Raw genomic sequence first — 25,433 nt, 5'->3', positions numbered from 1 at the left:
GGTCAGGAGGTGACGATGCGTACACGACACGTGCTGATCGCGATCGTGGTGCTCGGCATCGTCGCGACCGCCGGCATCTACGCACTGCTGCAGAAGCTCGGCGACCACCTGCCGGCGCTGCTGCCGCCCGGCCGCGCCTGCGTCATCGACGCCGGCAGCGCGCCCGTCGCGTCGTCCGGCTCCTCCTCGACCGTCACCTCCGTGCCGCTGGACTCGGAGCAGGTCGCCAACGCCGCCACCATCACCGCCGTCGGCCTGCGCCGCGGCGTGCCCCGGCGGGCGCTGGTCGTGGCCCTCGCCACCGCGTGGCAGGAGTCGAAGCTGGAGAACCTCGCCGGCGGCGACCGCGACTCGATCGGCCTCTTCCAGCAGCGGCCCAGCCAGGGCTGGGGCAAGCCCGAGCAGATCGCCGACCCGCGCTACGCGGCGAACGCCTTCTACACCGCCCTGCTGAAGGTCAAGGGCTGGGAGAAGATGCGCGTCACCGACGCCGCGCAGGAGGTGCAGCGCAGCGCCCATCCCGAGGCGTACGAGAAGTGGGTCGACGAGTCGGAGATCATGGCCCGCGCCCTGAGCGGCGAGGCCACCGGCGCCGTCTCCTGCACCGTCACCGAGTCCTCCAGCCACGGCGTCGAGGCCGCGCAGACCCTCGCCGCCGGCGTAAAGCTCGACTGGGGCAACGTCAGCACCGCCGACGTCACCGACCTCGTCGGGGTCGCGCTCAAGGTCCGCGAGCAGAAGACCGGCTGGCAGTACGCGCACTGGATGGTCGCCCACGCCCAGGACCACGGCGTCAAGCGGGTCGCGTTCAACGACATGGAGTGGACCGCGAAGAGCGGCAGCTGGGCCCGGATCACGCAGCGTGGCGGCGCCGGCGGCGACCGCGTCGTCGCCGAGGTCTACTGACGCGCAGGTTGCACGCCGTTCGGACGGGATTTCGCACTGTCCGGTGGAGAACTCCCGACTCGGTCCGTTGTACACCTCGCGTTACCATCGGTCGTTCCCTGGTTGACGAAAGTAAGGGGAGGACATGACGTCCGCTGCACCCGACTACGGCGGTCTGACCGGCTATGAGCCGATCAGCGAGGCCGACCGCAAGGAATTCCTGGACCAGGGCTTCCTGCTGGTCCGCAACGTGTTGAAGGAAGACCACCGCGCGCAGCTCGAAGCCGCCATGGACCGGGTCTACGCCGAGGAGCAGGCGGCCGGCTCCAGCAGCATGAAGAAGGACGGCACGCTGCACCTGCTGGGCTTCCTGAACCGTGACGAGCTGTTCGGGCACCTGCTGACCCAGCCGACCCTCTTCCCGTACATGTGGGGCCTGGCCGGCTGGAACATCTACACGCACCACAACCACCTCGACATCACCCCGCCGGCGGCGATGACGGAAGCTCCCTCGTGGGGCTGGCACCAGGACGGGTACCGGCAGAACTCCGACCCCGAGACCATGGACCCGAACCTCCCGCGGCCCATGTTCTCGCTGAAGATCGCCTACGTCATCTCCGACCTCTCGGAGCAGGGCCGCGGCGCCACCAAGGTCATCCCGGGCAGCCACCTCTGGAACTCGCTGCCCCGCCCGGCCGACACCACGGTCGAGAACCCCGACCCCGAGGGCACCGTGGAGATCACGGCCAACCCGGGCGACTGCTTCATCTTCGACCGGCGCCTCTGGCACTCCCGGTCGCCCAACTACTCCGAGATCACCCGCAAGATGCTGTTCATCGGTTACACGTACCGGTGGATCCGCAACCTCGACGACATGCCGATCGACTACGACGGCGAGTGGTGGGCCAACCGCACCCCCGTCCAGCGCCAGCTCCTGGGCGAGGCCACGCACACGGCCAACTACTGGGGCATCAACTGGAACGGCTACATCGACGAGGAGATCCCCCTCCGCAAGGAGCTCAAGACCCGCGGCCTCCTCGACCGCTCCATCCCCTGGCTCCGCTAGCTTTACCCCCCTGCCTGACCGAAGCGGCCGTGCCCCTCAACCCCTGAGGCGCACGGCCGCTCCGCGTCCACCGGGGTCATGGCGCGCGAAGGCCCCCAGTCCGGGGAGGCTGGGGGCCTGACGCGATGGGGGTGTTACAGGGTGCTGCGGCGCCCGCGACCGGACACGCCGACCACCAGGGCCACACCGACCGCGGCGACCAGCACCTGGATCAGCAGCTCGCCCCAGTCGACACCGGGGGTGTCGGTGGAGATGCCGATGGCGTTCGCGATGACGGTGCCGAGCAGGGCGGCGACCACGCCGATCACCATGGTCAGCCAGATCGGGATGTTCTGGCGGCCGGGGACGACCAGGCGCCCGAGCGCACCGACGATCAGGCCGACGATCAGTGCCGTGATGATTCCGGTGACAGTCACGGTGTCCTCCTTCAGAGCCTCAACCTGGGGGATTGCAGTTGCGGTTGCGCTCTTATTGCCCGTGACCTCAGGGGACCAAACGCCCCGGCGATCGACGAACCTCGCGTATGGCCGACTCCATCGTGATGAACGCGAGAGGGGGCGGATCGGACAAAGGCACCCAGGCGTACTCGGTGCCTTCGGACGTGTCGAGGGTGATGGTGGCGCCGGGGGCCAGCCGGGCCAGCCAGAAGCAGTCCAGGACGGACAGCTGTTCGTTCTGGTACTCGTAGGTGCCGATCCACATGCCGACGAAGTCGCCGAGACGGACCTCGACGCCGAGCTCTTCGCGGGCCTCGCGGACCGCCGCGTCGCGGGGGTGCTCCCAGCCGTCGCAGAAGCCGCCGGGCAGGTCCCACCAGCCGACCTGCGGCGGGCGGGCGCGGCGGATGACGACGAAGCGGTCGGCGTCGTCGAAGATTATGGCGGTGCCGGTCGGGCGGGGGTTGAGGAAGACCTCGTAGCCGCAGGTGGCGCACTCCACCGGCGGGGCGTCCGTGGACGCCCCGCAACGGGGGCAGTGCTTCACTTCTTCGGCTTGTCCGCGGTGGGGGCGTCGGACGTGGACAGTGCGGCGATGAACGCCTCCTGCGGCACCTCCACGCGGCCGACCATCTTCATCCGCTTCTTGCCTTCCTTCTGCTTCTCCAGCAGCTTGCGCTTCCGGCTGATGTCACCGCCGTAGCACTTGGCGAGCACGTCCTTGCGGATGGCGCGGATCGTCTCGCGGGCGATGATCCGGCTGCCGATCGCGGCCTGGATCGGCACCTCGAACTGCTGGCGCGGGATGAGCTTCTGCAGCTTGGAGGCGATGGTGACGCCGTAGTTGTACGCCTTGTCCTTGTGCACGATCGAGCTGAAGGCGTCCACGGGCTCGCCGTGCAGGAGGATGTCGACCTTCACCAGGTCGGCCTGCTGTTCCCCGCTGGGCTCGTAGTCGAGGCTGGCGTAGCCCTTGGTGCGGCTCTTCAGCTGGTCGAAGAAGTCGTAGATGATCTCGCCCAGCGGCAGCGTGTAGCGCAGCTCGACGCGGTCGGCCGACAGGTAGTCCATGCCCTGCAGGGAGCCGCGGCGGCTCTGGCACAGCTCCATGACGGCGCCGACGAAGTCGTTGGGGGTCAGGACGGTGGCCCGGACGGTCGGCTCGTAGATGTTGCTGCTCTTGCCGTCGGGGAACTCGCTCGGGTTGGTGACGGCGTGCTCCTTGCCGTCCTCCATGATCACCCGGTAGACCACGTTGGGCGCGGTGGAGATCAGGTCGAGGTTGAACTCGCGTTCGAGGCGCTCCTGGATGATCTCCAGGTGCAGCAGGCCGAGGAAGCCGCACCGGAAGCCGAAGCCGAGCGCGGCGCTGGTCTCCGGCTCGTACACCAGGGCGGCGTCGTTGAGCTTGAGCTTGTCCAGCGCGTCGCGCAGCAGCGGATAGTCCGAGCCGTCGATCGGGTAGAGCCCCGAGTAGACCATCGGCTTCGGGTCCTTGTAGCCGCCGAGCGGCTCGGTGGCCGGCTTGGCGTTGATGGTGACCGTGTCACCGACCCGGGACTGGCGCACGTCCTTCACGCCGGTGATGAGGTAGCCCACCTCGCCGGCGCCGAGCCCGTCGCTCTTGATCGGCTCGGGCGAGATGACGCCGATCTCCAGCAGCTCGTGGACCGCGCCGGTCGACATCATCTTGATCCGGTCGCGGGCGCCGAGCCGGCCGTCGACGACCCTGACGTACGTGACGACGCCGCGGTACACGTCATACACCGAGTCGAAGATCATCGCGCGGGCCGTGCCGTTGTCGCTGCCGACGCCGGGGGTGGGCAGCTGGCGCACGATCTCGTCGAGCAGGTGCGCCACGCCGACGCCGGTCTTGCCCGACACGCGCAGGCAGTCGTCGGGCTCGCAGCCGATCAGGTGGGCGAGCTCCTCGGCGTACTTCTCGGGCTGCGCGGCCGGCAGGTCGATCTTGTTGAGCACCGGGACGATCGTCATGTCGTTCTCGAGCGCGAGGTACAGGTTGGCGAGCGTCTGCGCCTCGATGCCCTGCGCCGCGTCGACCAGCAGCACCGCGCCCTCGCAGGCGGCCAGGCTGCGGGAGACCTCATAGGTGAAGTCGACGTGGCCCGGGGTGTCGATCATGTTGAGCACGAACTGCTCGCCGGTCAGGTCCCCCTCGCGGACCCGCCACGGCATGCGGACGGCCTGGCTCTTGATGGTGATGCCGCGCTCGCGCTCGATGTCCATGCGGTCGAGATACTGGGCCCGCATCTGCCGAGCGTCGACCACCTCGGTCAGCTGCAGCATCCTGTCGGCCAGCGTCGACTTGCCGTGGTCGATGTGCGCGATGATGCAGAAGTTGCGGATCCGGTCCGGCACGGTGGCACCGGGACGGTTCACGCCGGGGTCGTTCGTCGGTGGCACAGGCGTCCGTTCTCCGAGTTGGCGGGGATCAGACCCCTATCGTCCCATGCCCACGGATCACGTCGAAGCGGCGCCGGTACGAGGCCCCGCCGTTACCGGAAATGTCCGGAAAAGGCGGGGCACACAGCAGCGTCAGAGCAGTGCGCCCTCGTCGTGCAGCCAGTCGACGAACCCCATCGCGACGACGGCCGCACAGTCGACGAGCTCGGCGATGAGCTCGGGATGGGCACCGGACAGCAGGGGCACCTGCATCTCGGCGTAGATCGGGAGCTGGCCGCGGTCGGTGGGGTCGCCGACGTAGGCCTTGTAGAAGCGGCGTGTGTGGTTCCACTCGTTGACCACCCGGTAGGACCGGTCGGCCCAGTCCGGGGGCACCGTGGCATGCGGCCTGGCACGCACGACGAGGATCTCGTCCGACGGCCCCTCGAGGGCGAACAGCACAGCGTGGCGCTCCCACAGCGCGAGAAGGCTGCCATCCCCATCTGTCAGGTATCGAATCTCCAGCTGCTCGAGGGCCTCAGCGACCCGCAGCAACGTCACCGGTGCGATCACGCCCGCACCCACGTCCGGGGCTCCGTCGCACACCGCGTCGGTCACCGGAATCGGCTCTTCCCGTGCCAGCTGCGCGACGGTCGTGTCGGTCTGCGACCCGTCCGTCTGCTCGGCACGCCATGGCCACTTTGGCATCGTCCCGCGCTCCCTAGCTCCCCCGTGGCCTCCACCCGCAATTGCGGTCCGTCGCCGAGTGATTTCGCTCGGCGGTGGACCCGAATGAGGACGGTACCCGTTCGGACGAGTTTCAGCAGCCCCCAATTTCACCCTCGCCCCACCCGTTCGGGTGAGGGTCTTACCACCGTCTATCCGATGAAGAGAGTCTTGGCAGCACGATGCCAGGCTGAGCCATATGCGCAGGCCAGAGCCGTCCATGGACCCGATTTCCGAACATCGACGAAGTCTCGTGCAGGTGCACGTTCGCTCGTCATGAACCCCATTCGCACGACCGCCTGCACGAGCCGTTGGGGTATCTCGACCCGCTCCCCGCCGTCAGTCGTCACGACGATCGGCACATGATCGAGCAGCGCGTCGCGGAGCACCCGGGAGCCGACCGCGCGGCCACCCACGCCCTCCGCGGCGGCGGTCCGCAACGTGTCCGCCGCGGCCGCCCCGACCCGCCGGATGTCGGCACCCGGGATGCGCTCCACGACCACACCCGCGTCGCCGGGGATGGACCACCGCCACTCGCTGTCCCGGAATGCGGGAAGCTGGTCATCGAGCATCACCAGCAGCTCGCGGGCCAGGACGGTGTGATCGCCGTCGACGTGTCCGGGGACGCCGCGGCTCACCAGGACGCCCCACGGCAGGCGTGACCAGAGGGTGACGCGGTCGTCACCGGCCGGCCGCAGCCGGACCATCGCGCCGGCGTCGAGCCGGACCGCCCGGGCCAGGAATGCCCGGGCGTCCGCGGCCCCGAGGCCGTCCAACCAAGCCACGGAGCGCCCGCTAACCGAGCCACGGGGACAAGAACTCGCGCTCGATGTCCTTGACCCGGCGCGGCCGGCCGGCGGCAAGGTCGAAGGGCACGCAGACGGTCCGCGCGCGGGACGCGACCACGTCGCCGTCGAAGAGCTCGTAGGCGACCGTCAATCGACTCGCCTTGATCTCCTCCAGCCACAGCTCGATGCGCACGGGATCGCCGTAGTCGATGGGCCGCAGGTAGTCGATCTCATGACGTGAGATGACGATGCCGTCCTCGAACGTCTGCAACCCGGCCGACTTCGCCGCGGTGAACATCAATGCCACGCGCGCTTCCTCGTACAGGGTGAGGAAGCGCGCGTTGTTGACGTGCCCGTACGCGTCCAGGTCGGACCAGCGCAGGGCGCAGTGGTAGACGAAGCGGGCCACCTCAGTCGCGGGTGAGCTTGCGGTAGGTGACGCTGTGCGGGCGCGCCGCCTCCTGGCCGAGCCGGTCGACCTTGTTCTTCTCGTACGACTCGAAGTTGCCCTCGAACCAGAACCACTTGGCCGGGTCCTTCTCGTCGCCCTCCCAGGCGAGGATGTGGGTCGCGACCCGGTCGAGGAACATCCGGTCGTGGGAGATGACCACGGCGCAGCCCGGGAACTCCAGCAACGCGTTCTCCAGCGACGACAGCGTCTCGACGTCGAGGTCGTTGGTCGGCTCGTCGAGCAGCAGCACGTTGCCGCCGATCTTCAGCGTCAGCGCCAGGTTGAGCCGGTTGCGCTCACCGCCGGACAGGACCTTCGTCGGCTTCTGCTGGTCGGGGCCCTTGAAGCCGAACGCCGCGACATACGCCCGGGACGGCATCTCGACCTTGCCGACCATCAGGTGGTCGAGGCCGTCGGAGACGACCTCCCAGACCGTCTTGTCGCCGTCGAGGCCCGACCGGCTCTGGTCGACGTAGGACAGCTTGACCGTCTCACCGACCCGGACCTGGCCCGCGTCGGGCTGCTCGAGGCCGACGATCGTCTTGAACAGGGTGGTCTTGCCGACGCCGTTGGGGCCGATGATGCCGACGATCCCGTTGCGCGGCAGCGAGAACGACAGCCCGTCGATCAGCACCCCGCGCTCGTCGAAGCCCTTCACCAGCTCCTTGGTCTCGATGACCATGTTGCCCAGGCGCGGGCCCGGCGGGATCTGGATCTCCTCGAAGTCGAGCTTGCGGGTCTTCTCGGCCTCGTTGGCCATCTCCTCGTAGCGCTCGAGGCGGGCCTTCGACTTGGTCTGGCGGGCCTTGGCGTTGGAGCGGACCCACTCCAGCTCCTCGGTGAGGCGCTTCTGCAGCTTCTGGTCCTTGCGGCCGGCGACCGCGAGCCGCTGCGCCTTCTTCTCCAGGTAGGTGGAGTAGTTGCCCTGGTAGCCGTGGACCTGGCCGCGGTCGACCTCGGCGATCCACTGGGCGACGTGGTCGAGGAAGTACCGGTCGTGGGTGACCGCGAGCACGGCGCCCGCGTACTTCTGCAGGTGCTGCTCCAGCCAGTTGACACTCTCGGCGTCGAGGTGGTTGGTGGGCTCGTCGAGCAGCAGCAGGTCGGGCGCCTCGAGCAGCAGCTTGCACAGCGCGACGCGGCGGCGCTCACCACCGGAGAGGGTGGTGACGTCGGCGTCCGGCGGCGGGCAGCGCAGCGCGTCCATGGCGAGGGCGAGGGCGGAGTCGATGTCCCACGCGTCGGCGTGGTCGAGCTCCTCCTGGAGCTTGCCCATCTCCTCCATCAGCGCGTCGGAGTAGTCGGTCGCCATGAGCTCGGCGATCTCGTTGAACCGGGCGAGCTTCGCCTTGGTCTCCGCGACGGCCTCCTCGATGTTGCCGAGGACGGTCTTGGTCTCATTCAGCGGCGGCTCCTGCAGGAGCATGCCGACGGTGTAGCCGGGCATGAGCCGGGCCTCACCGTTGCTCGGCTTGTCGAGCCCGGCCATGATCTTGAGCAGGCTCGACTTGCCGGCGCCGTTGGGGCCGACCACGCCGATCTTCGCGCCGGGCAGGAACGACAGCGTGACGTTGTCGAGCACGACCTTGTCGCCGTGCGCCTTGCGCGCCTTCTCGAGCACGTAGATGTACTGCGCCACGGTGCGCCCCTACCTCCGGTAAGTCTGTGTTCGCGTCGGGTCAATCTTTCCAGGCCCCCGGCCCCGCCCCCAAATCGGGCGTCACTTCTTGGGCTGGAACTCCCGTACGTCCTCCGAAGTGGTCTGCTTGCCGGCGATCACGAGCTTGTCCCGGGAGACGGTGTACGTGGTGCCCTCGTTGGTCGCCGTGTACTTGTCGTTGTTCGCACTACCCGAGAACGAGACGGTGCTCACCAGCAGGCCGTTGTCGCCCTCGAGCGGCGTCTCGCCGGAGCCGTCGACGCCGGAGAAGCGATTGCGCTTGTCGTGCCCCTGGTACCACAGCCCCTGGCCGTCGGCCTCCAGGCAGATCCAGACCTCGTGCCGGTCGGTGCGGACGTAGAGCTGCAGGACCAGTGGCAGGGCCGCCTTGGCGTCGCGGCTCTTGACCCCGTCCTCCATGAAGGCCGGGCACGGCATGCCTCTCGGGGCGGCCTGGCTGGTGACGGAATCGACAGGCCGGGAAGACTGTCCGTTGCCGGCATTTGACTTAGGGTCATCAATGTCTCGACGCCCTAGCACGAATCCGAACAATGCACCGATGACGGTCAGGATCAGCAAAGCGAGCAGGACGACGGTGAGCGTCCGGCCCCGTTCGGGCTCGGCGTAGGCATCGTGCGAGGACATGCCCAGCAGGATCGCACCTGTGAGCCAGGACGCTGCATGCTGCCGGGCACTTCGCGGATCAGTAGGCTGAAAGTACGAGGGTGGATCACCCAGGGGGAGGACACGACACGTGGCTGGAAACAGTGCATTCGTGGTGGTCGCCAATCGACTGCCGGTCGACAAGGTGGTCGGACCGGACGGCGAGGTCAGCTTCCGCAGGAGCCCAGGAGGCCTCGTAACGGCACTGGAGCCGGTCCTGCAGCAGCGCAACGGGACGTGGGTGGGCTGGTCGGGCGGCACGGGGGACGCGCAGCTGCCCGAGGAGACCTTCGAGGCGGGCGGGGTGCAGCTGCACCCGGTCGCGCTGAGCGCGGGCGAGGTCGAGCGGTATTACGAGGGGTTCTCCAACTCCAGCCTGTGGCCGCTCTATCACGACGCCGTGGAGACACCGATCTTCAAACGACGATGGTGGGAGTCGTACCGGCTGGTCAACGAGCGGTTCACGAAGGCCGTCGCCGACGACGCGGCACCCGGCGCCACCGTATGGATCCAGGACTACCAGCTGCAGCTCGTGCCGGCGCTGCTGCGCGAGACCCGACCCGATCTCAAGATCGGGTTTTTTCTGCACATCCCATTTCCCCCGGTCGAACTGTTCATGCAACTACCCCGCCGGGCGGAACTTCTCAAGGGTCTGCTCGGTGCCGATCTGGTTGGTTTCCAACGGCCACTCGGCGCACAGAACTTCGTCCAACTGTCCCGACATCTGCTGGGGACCCGGGTGCGGCGCGGCGTCGTGGAGTGGGAGGGCCGCACGGTGCGTGCCGAGGCCTTCCCGATCTCGATCGACGTCGAGGAGATGGAGCGGCTCGCCGCCTCGCCCGAAGTGCAGGCCAGAGCCAAGGCGATCAGGACCGAGCTGGGTGAGCCGAAGACGATCATCCTGGGAGTGGATCGTCTCGACTACACCAAGGGGATAGAAAGAAGGCTGAAGGCCTTCCGTGAATTGTTGTCGGATGGGCGACTCACGGCGCCGGATACGGTGATGGTACAAGTGGCTACGCCGAGCCGGGAGCGAGTGGAGCACTACCAGACGCTGCGGGTGAACGTTGAGCGTGAGGTCGGGCGGATCAATGGGGAGTACGGACGAGTTGGCCAACCGGCCGTGCACTACCTGCATCAGTCGTACAGTCGGGCTGAGCTGGCCGCGTTGTACGTCGCGGCCGACGTCATGATGGTGACTCCCCTGAGGGACGGCATGAATCTCGTTGCCAAGGAGTATGTCGGCGCCCGCGCCGACGGTGGCGGCGCGCTCGTGCTGTCGGAGTTCGCCGGCGCGGCGGCCGAGCTGCGACAGGCCTTCCTGTGCAATCCGCACGACCTCGACGGGGTGAAAGACGCACTCATGCGTGCGATCCACGTCGACCCGGTCGAAGGGCGCAAACGGATGCATGCTATGCATTCCCACCTGCGCTCACACGACGTCCGCGCCTGGGCGGACGCGTTTCTCGACGCTCTCGGCGCAGCATCATGACGACCACACGACCGCCCTTGCACCGCCGTGTGCACGTCAATTGCCCAAACGACCTCCATCGCTCCCACGAACAGGCCGGACATGAACCAACACTCGGCGACAGGCAGCGTCCTCTCGCTCGACCCGGACCTCCGCGCGGCGGTGCTGCGCGTCGCCCGCGTGCCGAACCTTCTGGTGGCATGTGACTACGACGGCACTCTCGCCCCCATCGTCGCCGACCCTACGAAGGCGACCCCCAGCCCAGAATCCGTAGCGGCCGTCCGCGCGTTGTCCTCGTTGCCACAGACGACCGTCGGCGTGATCTCGGGCCGCGCGCTGCGCGACCTCGCCGCACTCTCGCGCCTGCCGGCCGAGGTGCGGCTGGTCGGCAGCCACGGCTCCGAGTTCGACGTCGGCTACGTCGACGAGCTGCCGCCGGAGCGCCAGCAGCGCCGCGCGGAGCTGCACGCGGCGCTCACCGCGATCTGCCGCGACCAGCCGGGCGTGCGCCTGGAGGCCAAACCGGCCAGCGTCGCGGTGCACACCCGCGCGGCGCCGCGCGACGTCGCCGGGCGGGTCTTCGACGCGGTGCGCAGCGGTGCGGCGCTGTGGCCCGACATCGAGGTGACCACCGGCAAGGAGGTCATCGAGCTGTCGGTGGTGCCGACCGACAAGGGCCTCGCGGTCGACGCGCTGCGGATGCAGGTGTCGGCGAGCGCCATCGTGTACCTCGGCGACGACGCGACCGACGAGAAGGCGTTCGCCCACCTGCACGGCCCCGACCTGGGCATCAAGGTCGGCTCCGTGGACGGCGGCACCGACACGCTGGCCCGCTTCAGCATCCCCGACGCCGAGGCGGCCGTGAGCGTGCTGGAGCTGCTGCTGCACACCCGGCGGCGCTGGCTCTTCGGCGAGCAGGCGGTGCCGATCGAGCGGCACTCGATGCTCTCCAACACCCACACCGTCGCACTGCTCACGCCGGCCGCCCGGGTCACCTGGCTGTGCCACCCGAAGCCGGACTCCGGCGCGGTCTTCGCCGACCTGCTCGGCGACACCGCCGCGGGGCACTTCACGGTCCAGCCGGAGAAGGGCGGGATCCCGCTGGGTCAGCGGTACCGCCCGGGCACGATGACCGTGGAGACCCGCTGGTCGGGCCTCACCGTCACCGACTGGCTCGACCATCACCGCACGGGCAACTCGCTGATGCGGGTGCTGTCGGGCAGTTCCCGGGCCCGGGTCGACTTCGTGCCCCGGCCCGACTTCGGCCAGGTGCACATCCGCCTGCAGCCGCTCGGCGACGACGGCCTGCTGGTGCTCGGCTCCAACGAGCCGATGGTGCTCTACTCCCCCGGCATCGAGTGGGAGATCAGCTCCGACGGCCACAGCGACCTGGCCCGGGCCACGGTCGACCTCGGCGCCACCGGCGGCAGCGCCATGCTGGAGCTGCGGCTGGGCACCGACTCGATCGAGCCGCCGCGGGTGCAGCTCGAGGAGCGGCAGATCGCCGCGGAGGCCGCCTGGCGGGACTGGTCCGACGCGCTGAAGCTGCCGTCGGTCGCCCGCGACCTGGTCCGGCGCAGCGCGCTGACGCTGCGCGGCCTGTGGCACAAGCCGACCGGCGCGATCCTGGCCGCGGCGACGTCGTCGCTGCCGGAGGAGGTCGGCGGGTCGCGCAACTGGGACTACCGGTACTGCTGGCTGCGCGACGCCTCGCTGACCGCCAAGGCGCTCGTCGACCTCGGCTCGACCGAGGAGGCCGAGTCGCTGCTGAAGTGGACGCTGAAGGTCGCCGACAACACCGACGGGCACCCGGAGCGGCTGCACCCGCTGTACAACCTCGACGGCACGGAGCTCGGGCCGGAGGCCGTCATCGAGGCGCTGCCCGGCTACGCGGGCTCCCGCCCGGTGCGGGTCGGCAACGCGGCCAACGGCCAGGTGCAGCTCGACGTGTTCGGCCCGGTCGCCGACCTGGTCACCACGCTCGCCGAGCTGCGCCCGCCGGAGGACGGCGACTTCGCCCTCATGGAGCAGATGGTCGAGGCCGTCGAGCGGCGCTGGCACGAGCCCGACCACGGCATCTGGGAGGCGCGCCGGCGGCCCCGGCACTACGTCTACTCGAAGGTCATGTGCTGGATGACCGTGGACCGCGGCATCCAGCTCTTCGAGCGGGTCGGCCGTCCCGTGCCGGAGTCGTGGGGGCCGCTGCGCTCCACGATCGCCGAGAACGTGCTCGACAAGGGCTGGGACGAGAAGCTCGGCGCCTACACCGTCGCGTACGGCTACGACGAGATGGACGCGTCGGTGCTGTGGATCGGCCTGTCGGGGCTGCTCGCCGACGACGACCCGCGGTTCCTCGCCACCGTCCTGGCGGTCGAGGCCGACCTGCGGGAGGGTCCCACGGTGTACCGGTACCGCTGGGACGACGGGCTGCCGGGCGTCGAGGGCGGCTTCCACCTGTGCACGACCTGGATGATCGAGGCGTACCTGCGCACCGGCCGCCGGGCGGACGCGGAGGAGCTCTTCGCCCAGTTCATCGAGTGTGCCGGCCCGACGGGCCTGCTGCCGGAGGAGTACGACCCGCTGACCGAGCGGGCCCTGGGCAACCACCCGCAGGCCTACTCGCACCTGGGCCTGATCCGCTGTGCCCTGGAGCTCGACCGCTCCTGACGCGTCTTCCCCATGATCCGGAAGACCTTGTGCACCTATAGCTGCACGAAGTCTTCCGGATCATGGGGAACGGCTCAGGCGGCGAGGGCGTCGACGACCGGGCCGACGACGATCACGGCCGGCGGGCGCAGCGCCGCCTCCTTCACCGCGTCGGCGACCGTGGAGAGCCGCGCGCGCACGACCTTCTGGTCGCGGGTGGTGCCCTCCTGGATCACCGCGACGGGAGTGTCGGGCGCGCGGCCGTGCTCCTGGAGGACGGCGGCGATCGCCGGCAGGTTCTTCAGGCCCATCAGGATGCTCAGCGTGCCGCGCAGCCGTGCGAGGGCCGCCCAGTCCACCAGCGACTCGGGGTGCGCCGGCGCCAGATGGCCGGAGACGACGGTGAACTCGTGCGCCAGCCCCCGGTGGGTGATCGGGATGCCGGCCGCGGCGGGCACCGCGATGGAGCTGCTGATCCCGGGGACGACGCTCACCGGTACACCGGCCGCGACACAGGCCAGAAGCTCTTCACCGCCGCGTCCGAAGACATACGGGTCGCCGCCCTTGAGCCGGACGACGAACTTGCCCTGCCGGGCGCGGTCGACCAGCACCCGGTTGATCTCCTCCTGCGCGGCGGACGGGCCGTAGGGGATCTTCGAGGCGTCGAACAGCTCGACGTCGTGGCGCAGCTCGTCGAGCAGCAGGCCGGCGGCGAGCCGGTCGATGACGACCACGTCGGCGGCGGCGAGGAGCCGGCGGCCGCGGACCGTGAGCAGCTCCGGGTCGCCGGGGCCGGAGCCCACCAGCGCGACCCGCCCCGGGCCGGCCTCCGGCGGGGTGGTCGCGAGGATCGAGCCGGTCGCGAGGTGCTCGCCGATCGCGTCACGGACGGCGACGGCACGGGCGGGGTCGCCGCCGCCGAGCACGGCGACGGTCACCGGCCCCTGGCGGGTCACCGCGGGGGTCCAGGCGGTGGCGGCGTGCCGGTCGTCGGCGCGGACGCAGAAGACCCGCCGGGCGGCGGCCAGCTCGCTGATCTCGGCGGCCGCGGCGGGGTCGCTGACCGCCACGTGGACCAGCCACGCGTCCTCGATGTCGCCCGGCTCGAAGCGCCGCGCGCGCCAGGTGACCCGGCCCGCGTCGACGTGGGCCTGCAGGGCGGGGGTGATGTGGGGGGACACCAGCACGACGTCCGCGGCGGCGTCGAGCAGTGCGGGGACGCGCCTGGTGGCCACGGCACCGCCGCCGACCACCAGGACACGCAAGCCGTCGAGCACCAGACCGAGGGGGTATGGGTTCACTTGTGGGCTACTCCAGCTGAGTCGAAAGTGGCTACCTCGTGCAACACGCGGACAGCACTGGCCACGATCGGCAGCGCCAGGACGGCGCCGGTGCCCTCGCCCAGGCGCAGGCCCAGGTCGACGAGCGGTTCCAGCTCAAGATAGCCGAGCGCCACGCCGGCTCCGGGCTCGGCCGACCGGTGCCCGGCGATCATCGCCGAGGTGCTGGCCGGGGCGAGCGCGGCGGCGGCGAGGGCCGCGGACGCGGCGATGACCCCATCGATGATCACGGGTACGCGCAGCGCCGCGGCCCGCAGGATGTAGCCGACGAGGGCGGCGTGCTCCAGGCCGCCGACCGCGGCGAGGACGTCGACCGGGTCCTCGGCGTGCAGCGCGACGACCGCGGACGTGACGACCGCCACCTTCCGGGCGTGGGTCTCGCTGTCGATGCCGGTGCCCAGCCCGGTCACCGACGCGGGGTCGGCGTGCGTGAACGCCGCGATCAGCGCCGCCGACGGGGTGGTGTTGGCGATGCCCATGTCGCCGGTCAGCAGCACCTTCGCGCCGCCGTCGACGAGCTTCTGGGCGATGTCGATGCCGACCTCGATCGCCTGGAGCGCCTCCTCGCGGGTCATCGCCGGCCCGGCGCTCAGGTCCCGGGTGCCGGGGCGGACCTTGCGCAGCTCCAGGCCGTCGGCGGGGTCGAGGGTCGCCTTCACGCCGACGTCGACGACGGTCACGCTCGCGCCGCACTGCCGGGCGAACGCGTTGACGACCGCGCCGCCGGCCAGGAAGTTGGCGACCATCTGCGCGGTGACCTCCTGCGGCCACGGCGTCACCCCCTGCGCGTGCACGCCGTGGTCGCCGGCGAAGATCGCCAGCGCGGCGGGCTGCGGGATGGGGGGCGGGCAGGCGCCGGCGAGACCCGCCATGCGCACCGCCAGCATCTCCAGCGCGCCGAGCGACCCCGGCGGCTTGGTCAGCCTGGCCTGCAGCGCCCTGGCCGCCGCGATCGCCTCGTCGTCGAGCGGCCTGATCGCCGCGATTGTCCCAGAAAATGTCTCAGTCAGCACTTCACCCTCCCAGTACCTTGGACAACACCGCGACGAACGCGTCACTCGTGGCAGTGTCCCGCACCGCAATACGTAACCAGTCCGGGCCCAGTCCCGGGAACGTTTCGCCACGTCGCACCGCGAACCCGTGCCCGCGCAGGGCGTGTCGGACCCGCCCGCCATCGACGACCCTGACCAGGACGAACGAGCTGCGCGGTACACCGGCGATCTCCACACCGGCGGCTCGCAGCGCGGCGACGAGGTGGTCGCGGTCCGCCGTGAGCCGCTCGGCGATGGCCCGCTCGGTCTGGACCGCGAGGGGCGACGCGCAGGCGGTGGCGGCGGCGAGGGCGGGGGTGGAGACGCTCCACAGCGGCGCGTGCCGGTCGAGCTCGGCGATCAGGTCGCGGGGGCCGAGGACGTAGCCGATGCGCAGGCCGGCGAGGCCCCAGGTCTTGGTCAGGCTGCGGATGACGACGACGTCGCGGTTGCCGCTGAGCGACTCGGGCTCGCCCGGGACGGTGTCGGCGAACGCCTCGTCGACGACGACCGTCCGGCCGGGCCGGACCCACCCCGCGATTTGTCCGGATTTATGCAGACATGAGGTTGGATTGGTGGGGTTGCCGACTATGACGAGGTCGGCCGATTCCGGCGGATTTTTCAGTGCAAATCCGTCGTCGGCCGACAGCAGCAGCCGGTCCACGGCGTGCCCCACGGTCAGCAGCGCGCTCTCCGGCTCGGTGAACTGCGGATGCACCACCACCGCGTGCCGGGGGCGCAGCACCTGAGCGAGCAGCGTGAACGCCTGCGCCGCGCCGGCCGTCAGCAGCACCTCGTCCACCGGCCGGCCGTGCCGCGCCGCGATCGCCGCGGTCGCCTCCGTCCGGTCCGGGTACCGCGCGAGGTGCGCCAGGGACGCCGCGACCGGCTCCGTGAGCCACGACGGGGGCGTCTCCTGTCGCACGTTGACCGCCAGGTCGACCAGACCGGGCGCGACCTCGGCATCGCCGTGGAACCGCAGCATCAGGCGATCGTCGCGTACGGCACGGCGAATTGTCCTAGCTTGGAGGTGTGATCGCGCGCACGCTGCGAGTGGCCGGCGGATTCCTGGCCCTCGTCCGGACCGGCCTCATCGTCGGGCTCGCGATCGCCGCCCTGGTCTATCCCATGGTCGCGCTCACCGGCGTGGGCGTGAAGCGCGGCACCGACGCCCTGTCGATGCCGGTCGGCGCGCTGCGGTCCTCCCTGCCGGCGCAGACCAGCCACGTCTACGCCGCCGACGGCACGACCCTCCTCGCCCAGTTCTACGAGGAGTACCGCACGTACACCACCATCGACACGATCTCGCCCACGATGCAACGGGCGATCGTCGCCGCCGAGGACGCCCGCTTCTGGGAGCACCACGGCGTCGACTTCAAGGGTGTCGCGCGGGCGTTCGTCGCGAACCAGAAGGCGGGCTCGGTGTCGCAGGGCGCGTCGACGCTCACCATGCAGTACGTGCGCAACGTGCTGCGCGACAGCGCCGACACCCCCGCCGAGGTGTCGGAGGCGACCGAGCAGACCGGCGCCCGGAAGCTGCGCGAGATGAAGCTCGCCATCGAGCTCGAGAAGCACATGAGCAAGACCGAGATCCTGGAGCGCTACCTCAACGTCGCCTACTTCGGTCACCGCGCCTACGGCGTCCTCGCCGCCGCCGAGGTGTACTTCTCGAAACGCCCCGCCGACCTCACCGTCCCCGAGGCGGCGCTGCTGGCGGGCCTGGTGCAGGCGCCGTCCTCGTACGATCCGGCGGCCACCGACGCGGCGGCCGCCACCGCCCGGCGCGACTACGTCATCGACCGGATGGCCGAGCTCGGGTACCTCAACGCCACCGACGCCGCCGCCGCGCGCGCCACCCCGATCGCGCTGAAGCTCAGCGAACCGCCGAACGACTGCCTGGAGACCCGGGCCGGCTGGGGCTTCTTCTGCGCGATGTTCCGGTCCTGGTGGGCCGCGCAGCCCGGGCTCGGCGCCAACCCGCAGGAGCGCCTCGACCGGCTGCGGCGCGGCGGGTACACCGTGACGACCTCCCTCGACCCGCGGGTCCAGGACATCGCGCAGGCGCAGGTGCTGAAGCGGGAGAAGACGCGCAGCGCCTACGCCCTCGGGCAGGTCGCGGTCGAACCCGGCACCGGGCTCGTGCGGGCGATGGCGGTGAACCGCACGTACTCCCTCGACCGCGCCAGCAACGGCCCGCACTCCGACCCGCGCCAGCGCAAACGCCTCCGCGGCAACTACCCGAACACCGTCAACCCGCTGCTCGGCGGCGGCGACATGGCGGGCTACCAGGCCGGGTCGACGTTCAAGATGTTCACGATGCTCGCCGCCCTCGAACAGGGCATGCCGCTGGACACCGCGATCAACTCGCCGAAGACGTTCGTCTCCAAGTACAAGACGGGCCGCGACAGCCCGGCGCGCTGCGGCGTCGACAGCTGGTGCCCCTCCAACGCCTCGGCCTCCATGACCGGCCGGCACACCATGTGGTCGGGCTTCGGCAGGTCCGTCAACACGTTCTTCGTGCAGCTGGAGCAGCGCGTCGGCGCCGAGGCCGCGGTCCGCATGGCCGAGCGCCTCGGGCTGCACTGGCGCACCGGCATCGACAAGCTGCAGGCCTCCCCCGCGAAGGCGAAGACCTGGGGCGCCTTCACCCTGGGCGTCGCCGACACCACCCCCCTGGAGATGGCCGGCGCGTTCGCCACGGTCGCCGCCGACGGCACCCACTGCGAGCCGATCCCCGTCGTGTCCATCCGGCAGCAGGACGGCTCCGAGGCCCTGGATGCGCAAGGTGTACCGGTGGCCCGCCCCCGCTGCGCCCAGGTGATCTCGCCGGACGTCGCCCGCGGCGCGATCGACGCGGCCCGCTGCGTCACGGGGTACAAGGCGGCGACCGGCGACTGCGGCGGCGCGGGCACGGCGGCGCGCGTCTACTCGACGGTCCAACGGCCCGTCGCGGGCAAGTCAGGCACGACGGACGACAACCGGGCCGCGTGGTTCGTCGGCATGACGCCGGGGCTGACGATCGCCGGGTTCATCGCCGACCCCGACAACCCGCTGCACCGGGTCGGCTCCGCGAACGCCGGCAAGCCCCGCGAAACGGTCGCCGAGACGCTGCGCGACGCGCTCGCCGGCACCGCCGTGCGCCAGTTCACGCCGCCCAGCAATCTCGTCGCCCACGGCACGAGCGCCAAGCCCCGCGTGCTCAAGAACCGCCGCTGACGCCCGCTGCTGGCCTTTTTGTTTGCTGGCCTTTGTTTGCTGGCCTTTGTTTCAGGCACCGCCGCTGATGTCGGCCGGGACCAGGGACCAGCTCTCGAGGTCCACCCGGCCGGTGTGCAGCGACCCAGCGTTGCGCATGAGCCCCTCGTACGTGAAGCCGGCCTTCTCCGCGACCCGCCGCGACGCGACGTTGCCGGGGGCGACCCGCAGCTCGATGCGCTGGAACCGGTGCTCCAGCAGCAGCGACAGCGCCAGTACGTCGACCGCCTCGGGCGCGACGCCGTAGCCGCGGGCGTCGGCGGCCACCGCGTACGCGATCTCCGTCGACCTGGTCAGCCAGTCCGTGTTCTTCGTCCACAGGCAGCCGACGAGCCGCTCGTCCTCACGCCGCACGATCCCGTAGTGGTCGCCGGCGCCGCTGTCCCGGCGCTCGACGGCCAGCTCCGTGCACCAGGCGTAGCCGTCGAACTCGCTGTTGTCGTCCTGCGCGATCGGCAGCCACCGCCGGACGAGCTTGTCGGCGAAGATCTCACCGACCCGCTTGTCGTCGTCGGCGCACAGCGGGCGCACCGTGAGCCTGGGCGTCTGGACCGACAGCGACGGGAAGCGGCGCAGCGCCACCGACCAGGTCGACACTAGGCGGCCTCCGTCGCACCGCCGGCGGGCGGACCCGACGTCGGCGGCCCGTCCCCCTCGCCCACCTCGGTCGCCGGCCTCTGCACCACGGCCTGCGGCGTGGCCGGCGGCGCTTGCGTCGTGGCCGGGGGTGCGGAGACCGGGTCGCTCTCCTGGACCGGCAGCTGCAGGTACGCCGTCGGCGCCTCCTCCAGGCGCTCGGCGGCGGGGATCGCCGTCATCCCGCCGGGCGCCGCCGACACGGGCGCGGCGACGGTCGGCATCGGGGCGGGCGAGACCGGCACGGCCGCCGACGTCGCCGGATCGGCCGGCCACTGGTGGCCGCTCCCGGCGCTCGACGGCGGGGTCGACACCGGCCCGGACGCGCCGACGGATCCGGCGGCCTCGGCGGCGCCGGCCTGGCCGGCCGCGATCACGGCGTCGACCGCGACGGCACCCGCGCCGGCCACGCCGGGCCCGGACACAGGGCTGGACGCGGCGACGGTCCCGGCCGCCTCGGCGGCGTCGCCGGGGGCCGTGCCTGCGGGTGGGGTCGAGACGGACATGGGCGGAGCGGAGACAGTCGTCGGCACAACCCCAGACGATGGCAGCCCGGAGGCCGTCGCGGGCGCGTTCGCGGAGGAAGACACCCCAACGCTCGCCTCAACAGCCGCGGTGTCCGCTCCGGCGCCGCCCGCCACCGCAGTTTCGGCTCCGGCGGTCTGGCTCGCGGACGCCAGGGCGACCGCCACCCGGCTGGTAGGGCCGAACGGGCTCGACGCGATGCCGTCCTGGTCTTCGTGCAGCTCGTCCTGAGCGCCGCCGGCCGCGGCCGGCGGCTGGGGCCGCCGGGGCTCCTGGGTCGCGATGGCCGCGATCGGCGCCTGGGGCCGCCGGGGCTCCTGGGTCGCGATGGCCGCGGTCGGCGGCTCCTCGGCGTCCGCCACTGGGAGCGCGCCCGGGCCGACCACCGGAGCGGGCGGCGAGTACGTCGTCGGCGGGGCGGTGTACCCGGCAGGTGCCGAGACCGGGCCGGGGACCGACACGGGGCTGGCGGCCGGGGGCGTTCCCAGCCCGGACGTGCCCAGGCCGGACGGGGCGAAGCCGGCCGGTGCGGAGACGGGGCTCGCGCCGGGCGGGGCCGGGGTGCGCGCCGGGTCGGGCTTGGTCAGGCCGATCCGGGCGTCGCCGGTGTCCGCCGCTGCCGGCACGGCGGCGGTGCCGCTCACCGGGGCGGCCGGGAACTGCAGGGTCGTGCCGCCCGACGGGGCTTGCGCCGCCGGTGCCACGGACGGACGGCCATACGGATGGGTGCTCGGTGTCGTCCACTGCCCGTGCACCGGCGTGGCGGCGGCGCCGGCCGAGGCCACGAAGCGGGACGCGATGGACGGCGTGCCGGCCCAGTGCAGGCCGAGGTACGACGCGTGGACGCCGCGGTGCACGAAGCCCTCCGCGGGGCCGCCGGCCCAGGTCCAGGCGGCCTGCAGGCCGGCCCGGGGGCTGATCGTGGTCCGGTGCATCTTGTGCCCGACGACCTGGGCACCCACCGGGAGCAGCACCGACGAGCTGCGGGCGGTCGCTTCCCGGTACCCCAGGACGACCAGGTCGGTCTCGCGGGCCGAGGCGTCGACGACACCGCACATGGGCCGGCCGTTGAAGTCGCGGCAGAGCCACACCAGGCCGGTGCCCTCCGCGGCGATCGGCTTGCCGGCGGCGGCGTGCGCGGCGACGGCGGCGCGGAGGCGGGTGTTGAAGCCGAGCTCCTCCGCGTACGACTCGGGGAGCGCGCCGCCCACGACGAGACCGTCCACGCCGGCGGGGAGCGCCTCGTCGCGCAGCGGGTCGAACGGCACGACCTCGGCACCGGCGGCCGTGAGCAGCTCGGCGGTCTCCGGGTAGGCGAACGCGACCCCGATGACCGGGCGGCGGCCGATGCGCGTGACGGCCGGCTCGGCGACCCGCGCGGCGGCGACCTCCTCGGCGGCGTTCCACGGGTCGGTGGTGAGCCGGGGCGCGGAGCGGGCCAGGGCCATCACCCGGTCGATGTCGACGGCGCCCGCGATCACCTCGCCGAGGCGCCGCACCGCGCGGACCGCGTCGAGGTTGTGGTGGACGACGGGCGCGACCCCGTGGTGCCGCGACGGCAGCGGCGCGCCGGCGTCGCCGATGTCGGTGAGCGCGTGGCGACGCAGCGCGCCGAGCACCGGCACCCCGATGTCGTCGAGCGCCTCGCGCAGCAGCTGCTCGTGCCGCGACGAGGCGACCCGGTTGAGGATGACGCCGCCGAGCCACAGGAGCTCGTCGTACGCCCGGAAGCCATGCACCAGAGCGGCGACCGACTGCCCCATGGCGCCGACGTCCACGACCAGGACCACGGGCGCCCGCAACAGGCCGGAGATCTGCGCCGTGGACTCGCTGTCGGTGCGGCCCGCGAGCCCGTCGAACAGCCCCATCGTGCCCTCGACGACCGCGATGTCCAGCGACTGGGCCCCGTGCGCGAACAGCGGCCCCACCCGCTTCGCCCCGATCATCCGCGGATCGAGATTCCGCCCGGGCCGCCCCGCGGCCAGCCCGAGATACGCGGCGTCGACGTGGTCCGGACCGATCTTGAACCCGGCGGCCCGGTAACCCCGGGCCGACAGCGCGGACAGCAGGCCTACGGAAACGGCAGTCTTGCCGTGACCGGAGGATGGCGCGCTGATCACCAGCCTCGGGATCGTGCTCATGATGCTCCTCTGGCGCTGGGGCAAACGTGTGTCCCGGACGATACCGGGTGGGCGCCACAGCAACTGTCCGGAACGCACCGGATACCGTTCTTGCTTGTGTACCGGTTTCTCGCGTCGCCCCGGTGGCTCGGCTACGCCGCGCTGACCGTCGCCGCCGCGACGGTCATGGTGCTTCTGGGCCTCTGGCAGCTCGACCGCTATCACCAGCGCGCGTCGATCAACGCCCGCATCACGGCGGGCACGTCGGCCACCCCGGTCCCGCTCACCGAAGCCGTCCCCCGCCCCGCCGGCACCCCCGGCACCACCGGCCCCGCCCCCCACGCCGACACCGAGTGGCTCCGCGTGCAGGTCACCGGCCAGTTCGACCCGTCCCGCGAGATCCTCGTCCGCGGCCGCACCGTCGAGGGCCGGGTGGGCTTCGAGGTACTCACCCCACTGGTCCTGCCCGACGGCACCGCCGTGCTCGTCGACCGCGGCTGGGTGCCCCCCGCCGAGTCAGGCGCCCTCGCCATGCCGTCGGTCCCTCCCGCCCCGCCCGGCGAGCAGACCATCCTCGGCCGCCTCCGCCCGTCGGAGAGCCGCGGCGGCCCGCCGAAGGAGGTCAACGGCCGCCTGGAGATCCGCCGCATCACCCCGTCGGCCCTCGCCCCGTCGATGCCGTACCCGGTGTACAACGCCTACATCAGCACCGACCAGCCCGCCCCCGGCCTGACCGCGGTAGCCCCCGAGAAGCAGAACGCCCTGCAGAACGCCGGCTACGTCCTGCAGTGGTGGCTCCTGGCCATCCTCACGCTGTTCGGTTTCGCCTACCTCGCCCGCAAGGAAGCCCGAGGCCCTGAACCCGAAGACCTCCTCGACGACCTCGCGGACTCCCCCGCATAACCCCCACACGCGCCACAAGCCACTGATCCCGCGCGGTTCCGGTATCCAGGACCACCAGAACAGTTCGGGATCACGAGCAGCCGACCTGTCGCCCCGCTCGAGCCCAGAAGCCGACAGCGCGGCACCCCCGGACCCCGCTCGACGCACGCACAGCCCGGTTCACCCCTGGGCCGGCCGTCACGACGACCAAGACCTGCGGGCGAGTCGTCGTACACCACCTGCGTGGACGCGACCCACAGAGACCGGCCCCACGACCGACCCGCCAGCGGAGATCGGCACCACAATCGGCCTATCCGCGGAGGCCAGCGACACGACCCGCCCGCGGAGGCGGGACGCCGCCCGCGGAGGCCGGCGGCACCACAGTCCACCAACGGAGGCCAGCGCCACTGCCGGGCTGCCCGCGTCGGCGACAGCACAGCGGCCCACCCGCGCGAACGGCACCAACGTCACGACCCAACCCGACCCCGAACCCCAGCGACCGAACCTGCCCGCGGAGGTAGGACGCCGCCCGCGGAGGCAGGACGCACGCCGTGGGGCAAGGGCGCACGAGCCAGGACGCCCGGCTGCGAGGTGGGTGGGTGGCGAGGTCAGTGGGGATCGGGTCAGGAGTCGGTGGGGTGGGTGGAGGTGTGGATGGCGCGGACGGCGTCGATGGTGTCGGCGTCCTCGGGGCGTTTGTCCTCGCGGTAGCGCAGGACGCGGGCGAAGCGCAGGGCCACGCCGCCGGGGTAGCGGGGAGACTTCTGGACGCCGTCGAAGGCGATCTCCACGACCAGCTCGGGGCGGACCTTGACGACCCAGTCGGACTCTTCGACGGCGAGGGACTTCAGGCGGTCGGTCTGCCAGCGGAGCATCTCGTCGGTCATGCCCTTGAAGGTCTTGCCGAGCATGACGAAGCCGCCGGTGTCGGGGTCGCGGGCGCCGAGGTGGAGGTTGGACAGCAGGCCCTTGCGGCGGCCGTGGCCCCACTCGACGGCGAGGACGACCAGGTCGAGGGTGTGGCGGGGCTTGACCTTGACCCAGGCGGAGCCGCGCCGGCCGACGTCATAGGGGGCGGCGGCGGACTTGATGACGAGGCCCTCGTGGCCGGCGGCGACGGCGGCGGCGAAGACGCGCTCGGCGTCGTCGGGCGAGGTGAGCATGGTGCGCTCGACGCGCAGGCCGGCGGGGACGGCGCGCTCCAGGGCCGCCCAGCGCACGGAGGCCGGCTCGTCGAGCAGGTCGGCGCCGTCGAGGTGCAGGATGTCGAAGAAGAACGGCTGGAGCACGGCGGTGCCGTCGCGGCGGGCGGCGCGGCTGGAGGTCTCCTGGAAGGGGACGGCGCGGCCGGTGTCGTCGACGCCGACGGCCTCGCCGTCGAGGACGATCGAGGTGACGTCGAGGGCGCGGACGGCCTCGACGACCACGGGGACGCGGGCGGTGAGGTCGTCGAGGCTGCGGCTGAAGACCGAGATCTGGTCGCCGTCGCGGTGGACCTGGATGCGGACGCCGTCGATCTTCGTGTCGGCGGCGGCGGGGACGCCCGTGTCGGCGAGGGCGTCGGTGGGGGTGGCGGCGCTCTGGGCGAGCATCGGGGAGAGCGGGCGGCCGACGGTGAGCGCATAGCCGGCGAGGGCGTCGGTGCCGCCGGTGAGGGCGTCGACGGCCACGAGCTTCAGGTCGCCGGCGAGCAGCAGGGCGCGGCGGACCTGGGCGATGGGGACACCGGAGGCGCGGGCGACGGCGTCGACGAGGAGGCCGGCCTGGGCGCCCTGCCGCAGCTCACCGCTGAGCAGGCCGATCAGGAAGCGGCGCTCGGGCTCGGTGGCGGCGCCGAAGAGCTCGGCGACGGCCTGCCGCCGGGCCGCCTGCGAGCCCTTGCCGGACAGCCGCGACATGGCGGCGAAGGCCTCGTCGACGTCGGTGACGGACAGGGAGGCGGTGTCGGCGGGCGGTGGCAGCTCCCGCAGCGACGCATAGCCGACGCCGGTCTGGCGCTGGCGCAGCTCACCGGACAGGTAGGAGGCGCCCGGCGAGAGCTCGGAAGGCTCCAGCTTCCGCAGCGCGTCGGCGAGTAGGTCGATCTTGGCGTTGCGCCCCGGGGTCCGCGCGACGTCGGCGGAGACGGAGGCCAGCTCGACGAATCTCATACCCCGGATTCTCACCCAGGGGTACGACAAGAACACCTCAGGCGGCGTACGCCAGCCGCACCGCGCCCAGAACCCAGCCCATCCGGCTGACGGCGGTGTCGGGGTGCTCCCCGAACTCGTGCGCGACCAGTGCGGCGCAGCCACGCGGCCCGTGCCGCCGGACGCTGCGCATCACCGCGGTGCGGATGTGCTCGGGGCTCATCTGATCGGAGGACTGCACGTCGGAGACGAACAGTGCTTCGGCCCGGACGTGTTCCAGAAGCTGCGGCGTCATCTTGTACCCCCTTCGGCTCCTCCA

At 71.5% G+C, this 25,433-nt stretch carries 21 protein-coding genes; 6 read left to right on the top strand and 15 right to left on the bottom strand.

The genetic code is table 11. The features are described 5' to 3' along the window. The first annotated feature begins 15 nt into the window (after window positions 1-15). Both ACQEVZ_RS33940 and ACQEVZ_RS33935 read left to right on the top strand, forming a co-directional pair. The gene (locus ACQEVZ_RS33940; RefSeq protein ID WP_433374069.1) at window positions 16-906 is read left to right on the top strand and encodes a hypothetical protein; all 891 of its coding nucleotides are present in this window, start codon (window positions 16-18) and stop codon (window positions 904-906) included. A gap of 124 nt (window positions 907-1,030) precedes the next feature. Next, window positions 1,031-1,951, top strand: coding sequence for a phytanoyl-CoA dioxygenase family protein (locus ACQEVZ_RS33935; protein ID WP_344511987.1), 921 nt, complete (start codon window positions 1,031-1,033; stop codon window positions 1,949-1,951). Between the two features lie 134 nt (window positions 1,952-2,085). Here the strand turns inward: ACQEVZ_RS33935 and ACQEVZ_RS33930 are convergent, their stop codons facing one another. The 8 genes from ACQEVZ_RS33930 to ACQEVZ_RS33895 form a co-directional block, all read right to left on the bottom strand. Then, a complete protein-coding gene (locus ACQEVZ_RS33930; RefSeq protein ID WP_360566015.1) occupies window positions 2,086-2,367 on the bottom strand; it encodes a GlsB/YeaQ/YmgE family stress response membrane protein in 282 nt (93 codons plus the stop codon). 67 nt (window positions 2,368-2,434) lie between these two features. After that, window positions 2,435-2,890: an NUDIX hydrolase gene (locus ACQEVZ_RS33925; RefSeq protein ID WP_344511991.1), complete on the bottom strand. Its 456-nt coding sequence runs from the start codon at window positions 2,888-2,890 to the stop codon at window positions 2,435-2,437. A gap of 41 nt (window positions 2,891-2,931) precedes the next feature. Beyond that, window positions 2,932-4,812 (bottom strand): translation elongation factor 4, encoded by a 1,881-nt coding sequence (gene lepA, locus ACQEVZ_RS33920; protein ID WP_433374064.1) that lies wholly within the window; start codon window positions 4,810-4,812, stop codon window positions 2,932-2,934. A 132-nt stretch (window positions 4,813-4,944) separates the two neighbouring features. Then, window positions 4,945-5,499, bottom strand: coding sequence for a YbjN domain-containing protein (locus ACQEVZ_RS33915; protein ID WP_354891200.1), 555 nt, complete (start codon window positions 5,497-5,499; stop codon window positions 4,945-4,947). A 170-nt stretch (window positions 5,500-5,669) separates the two neighbouring features. Beyond that, entirely contained in the window at window positions 5,670-6,302 is a 633-nt protein-coding gene (locus ACQEVZ_RS33910; protein WP_433374060.1) for a hypothetical protein, read from the bottom strand. 10 nt (window positions 6,303-6,312) lie between these two features. Then, entirely contained in the window at window positions 6,313-6,714 is a 402-nt protein-coding gene (locus tag ACQEVZ_RS33905; protein WP_433374057.1) for an acyl-CoA thioesterase, read from the bottom strand. A 1-nt stretch (window position 6,715) separates the two neighbouring features. Next, the gene (ettA, locus tag ACQEVZ_RS33900; protein WP_433374054.1) at window positions 6,716-8,395 is read right to left on the bottom strand and encodes an energy-dependent translational throttle protein EttA; all 1,680 of its coding nucleotides are present in this window, start codon (window positions 8,393-8,395) and stop codon (window positions 6,716-6,718) included. Window positions 8,396-8,476: 81 nt separating this feature from the next. Beyond that, complete coding sequence (locus ACQEVZ_RS33895; RefSeq protein WP_433374051.1) at window positions 8,477-9,061, bottom strand: hypothetical protein; 585 nt, start codon at window positions 9,059-9,061, stop codon at window positions 8,477-8,479. Between the two features lie 109 nt (window positions 9,062-9,170). Between ACQEVZ_RS33895 and ACQEVZ_RS33890 the strand changes: the two genes are divergently transcribed. Both ACQEVZ_RS33890 and otsB read left to right on the top strand, forming a co-directional pair. Continuing rightward, window positions 9,171-10,571 carry an alpha,alpha-trehalose-phosphate synthase (UDP-forming) gene (locus tag ACQEVZ_RS33890; RefSeq protein WP_344512003.1) on the top strand — a complete coding sequence of 467 codons (1,401 nt, stop codon included), beginning with the start codon at window positions 9,171-9,173 and terminating at the stop codon, window positions 10,569-10,571. An 81-nt stretch (window positions 10,572-10,652) separates the two neighbouring features. Continuing rightward, window positions 10,653-13,217, top strand: coding sequence for a trehalose-phosphatase (gene otsB, locus ACQEVZ_RS33885; protein ID WP_433374047.1), 2,565 nt, complete (start codon window positions 10,653-10,655; stop codon window positions 13,215-13,217). Between the two features lie 74 nt (window positions 13,218-13,291). Here the strand turns inward: otsB and cobA are convergent, their stop codons facing one another. From cobA to cobC, 3 genes are read right to left on the bottom strand one after another with little or no spacing between them, the layout of a single operon-like run. Then, window positions 13,292-14,497, bottom strand: coding sequence for a uroporphyrinogen-III C-methyltransferase (gene cobA / locus ACQEVZ_RS33880; protein WP_360566001.1), 1,206 nt, complete (start codon window positions 14,495-14,497; stop codon window positions 13,292-13,294). Continuing rightward, window positions 14,494-15,549: a nicotinate-nucleotide--dimethylbenzimidazole phosphoribosyltransferase gene (cobT, locus tag ACQEVZ_RS33875; protein ID WP_433374043.1), complete on the bottom strand. Its 1,056-nt coding sequence runs from the start codon at window positions 15,547-15,549 to the stop codon at window positions 14,494-14,496. Before cobT ends, cobA begins: the two co-directional genes overlap by 4 nt. Before the next feature lies 1 nt (window position 15,550). Next, complete coding sequence (gene cobC / locus ACQEVZ_RS33870; RefSeq protein ID WP_433377135.1) at window positions 15,551-16,582, bottom strand: Rv2231c family pyridoxal phosphate-dependent protein CobC; 1,032 nt, start codon at window positions 16,580-16,582, stop codon at window positions 15,551-15,553. A 17-nt stretch (window positions 16,583-16,599) separates the two neighbouring features. Here cobC and ACQEVZ_RS33865 point away from each other — a divergent pair, with 17 nt between their 5' ends. Further along, entirely contained in the window at window positions 16,600-18,783 is a 2,184-nt protein-coding gene (locus tag ACQEVZ_RS33865; RefSeq protein WP_433374040.1) for a transglycosylase domain-containing protein, read from the top strand. A gap of 51 nt (window positions 18,784-18,834) precedes the next feature. Here ACQEVZ_RS33865 and ACQEVZ_RS33860 read toward each other — a convergent pair whose 3' ends face one another. Next, window positions 18,835-19,419, bottom strand: a complete 585-nt coding sequence (locus ACQEVZ_RS33860; RefSeq protein ID WP_433374037.1) for a GNAT family N-acetyltransferase — start codon at window positions 19,417-19,419, stop codon at window positions 18,835-18,837. Continuing rightward, a complete protein-coding gene (locus ACQEVZ_RS33855) occupies window positions 19,419-22,124 on the bottom strand; it encodes a cobyrinate a,c-diamide synthase (protein ID WP_433374034.1) in 2,706 nt (901 codons plus the stop codon). Before ACQEVZ_RS33855 ends, ACQEVZ_RS33860 begins: the two co-directional genes overlap by 1 nt. Before the next feature lie 96 nt (window positions 22,125-22,220). On the opposite strand from ACQEVZ_RS33855, the gene ACQEVZ_RS33850 reads away from it, so the two are divergent. Beyond that, window positions 22,221-23,006 carry an SURF1 family cytochrome oxidase biogenesis protein gene (locus ACQEVZ_RS33850; protein ID WP_433374031.1) on the top strand — a complete coding sequence of 262 codons (786 nt, stop codon included), beginning with the start codon at window positions 22,221-22,223 and terminating at the stop codon, window positions 23,004-23,006. Window positions 23,007-23,608: 602 nt separating this feature from the next. On the opposite strand, the gene ACQEVZ_RS33845 is transcribed toward ACQEVZ_RS33850, so the two are convergent. Beyond that, window positions 23,609-25,135, bottom strand: a complete 1,527-nt coding sequence (locus ACQEVZ_RS33845) for an ATP-dependent DNA ligase (RefSeq protein WP_433374028.1) — start codon at window positions 25,133-25,135, stop codon at window positions 23,609-23,611. A 37-nt stretch (window positions 25,136-25,172) separates the two neighbouring features. Beyond that, window positions 25,173-25,409 carry a hypothetical protein gene (locus tag ACQEVZ_RS33840; RefSeq protein WP_344512018.1) on the bottom strand — a complete coding sequence of 79 codons (237 nt, stop codon included), beginning with the start codon at window positions 25,407-25,409 and terminating at the stop codon, window positions 25,173-25,175. Between the last annotated feature and the right edge of the window lie 24 nt (window positions 25,410-25,433).

This window comes from Dactylosporangium sp. CA-152071 (assembly GCF_050936335.1).
In the GTDB taxonomy this organism is placed as follows: Bacteria; Actinomycetota; Actinomycetes; order Mycobacteriales; family Micromonosporaceae; genus Dactylosporangium; species Dactylosporangium maewongense.
The sequence above is the reverse complement of the archived record's forward strand: the minus strand, read 5'-3'. Positions and strand labels throughout refer to the sequence as shown.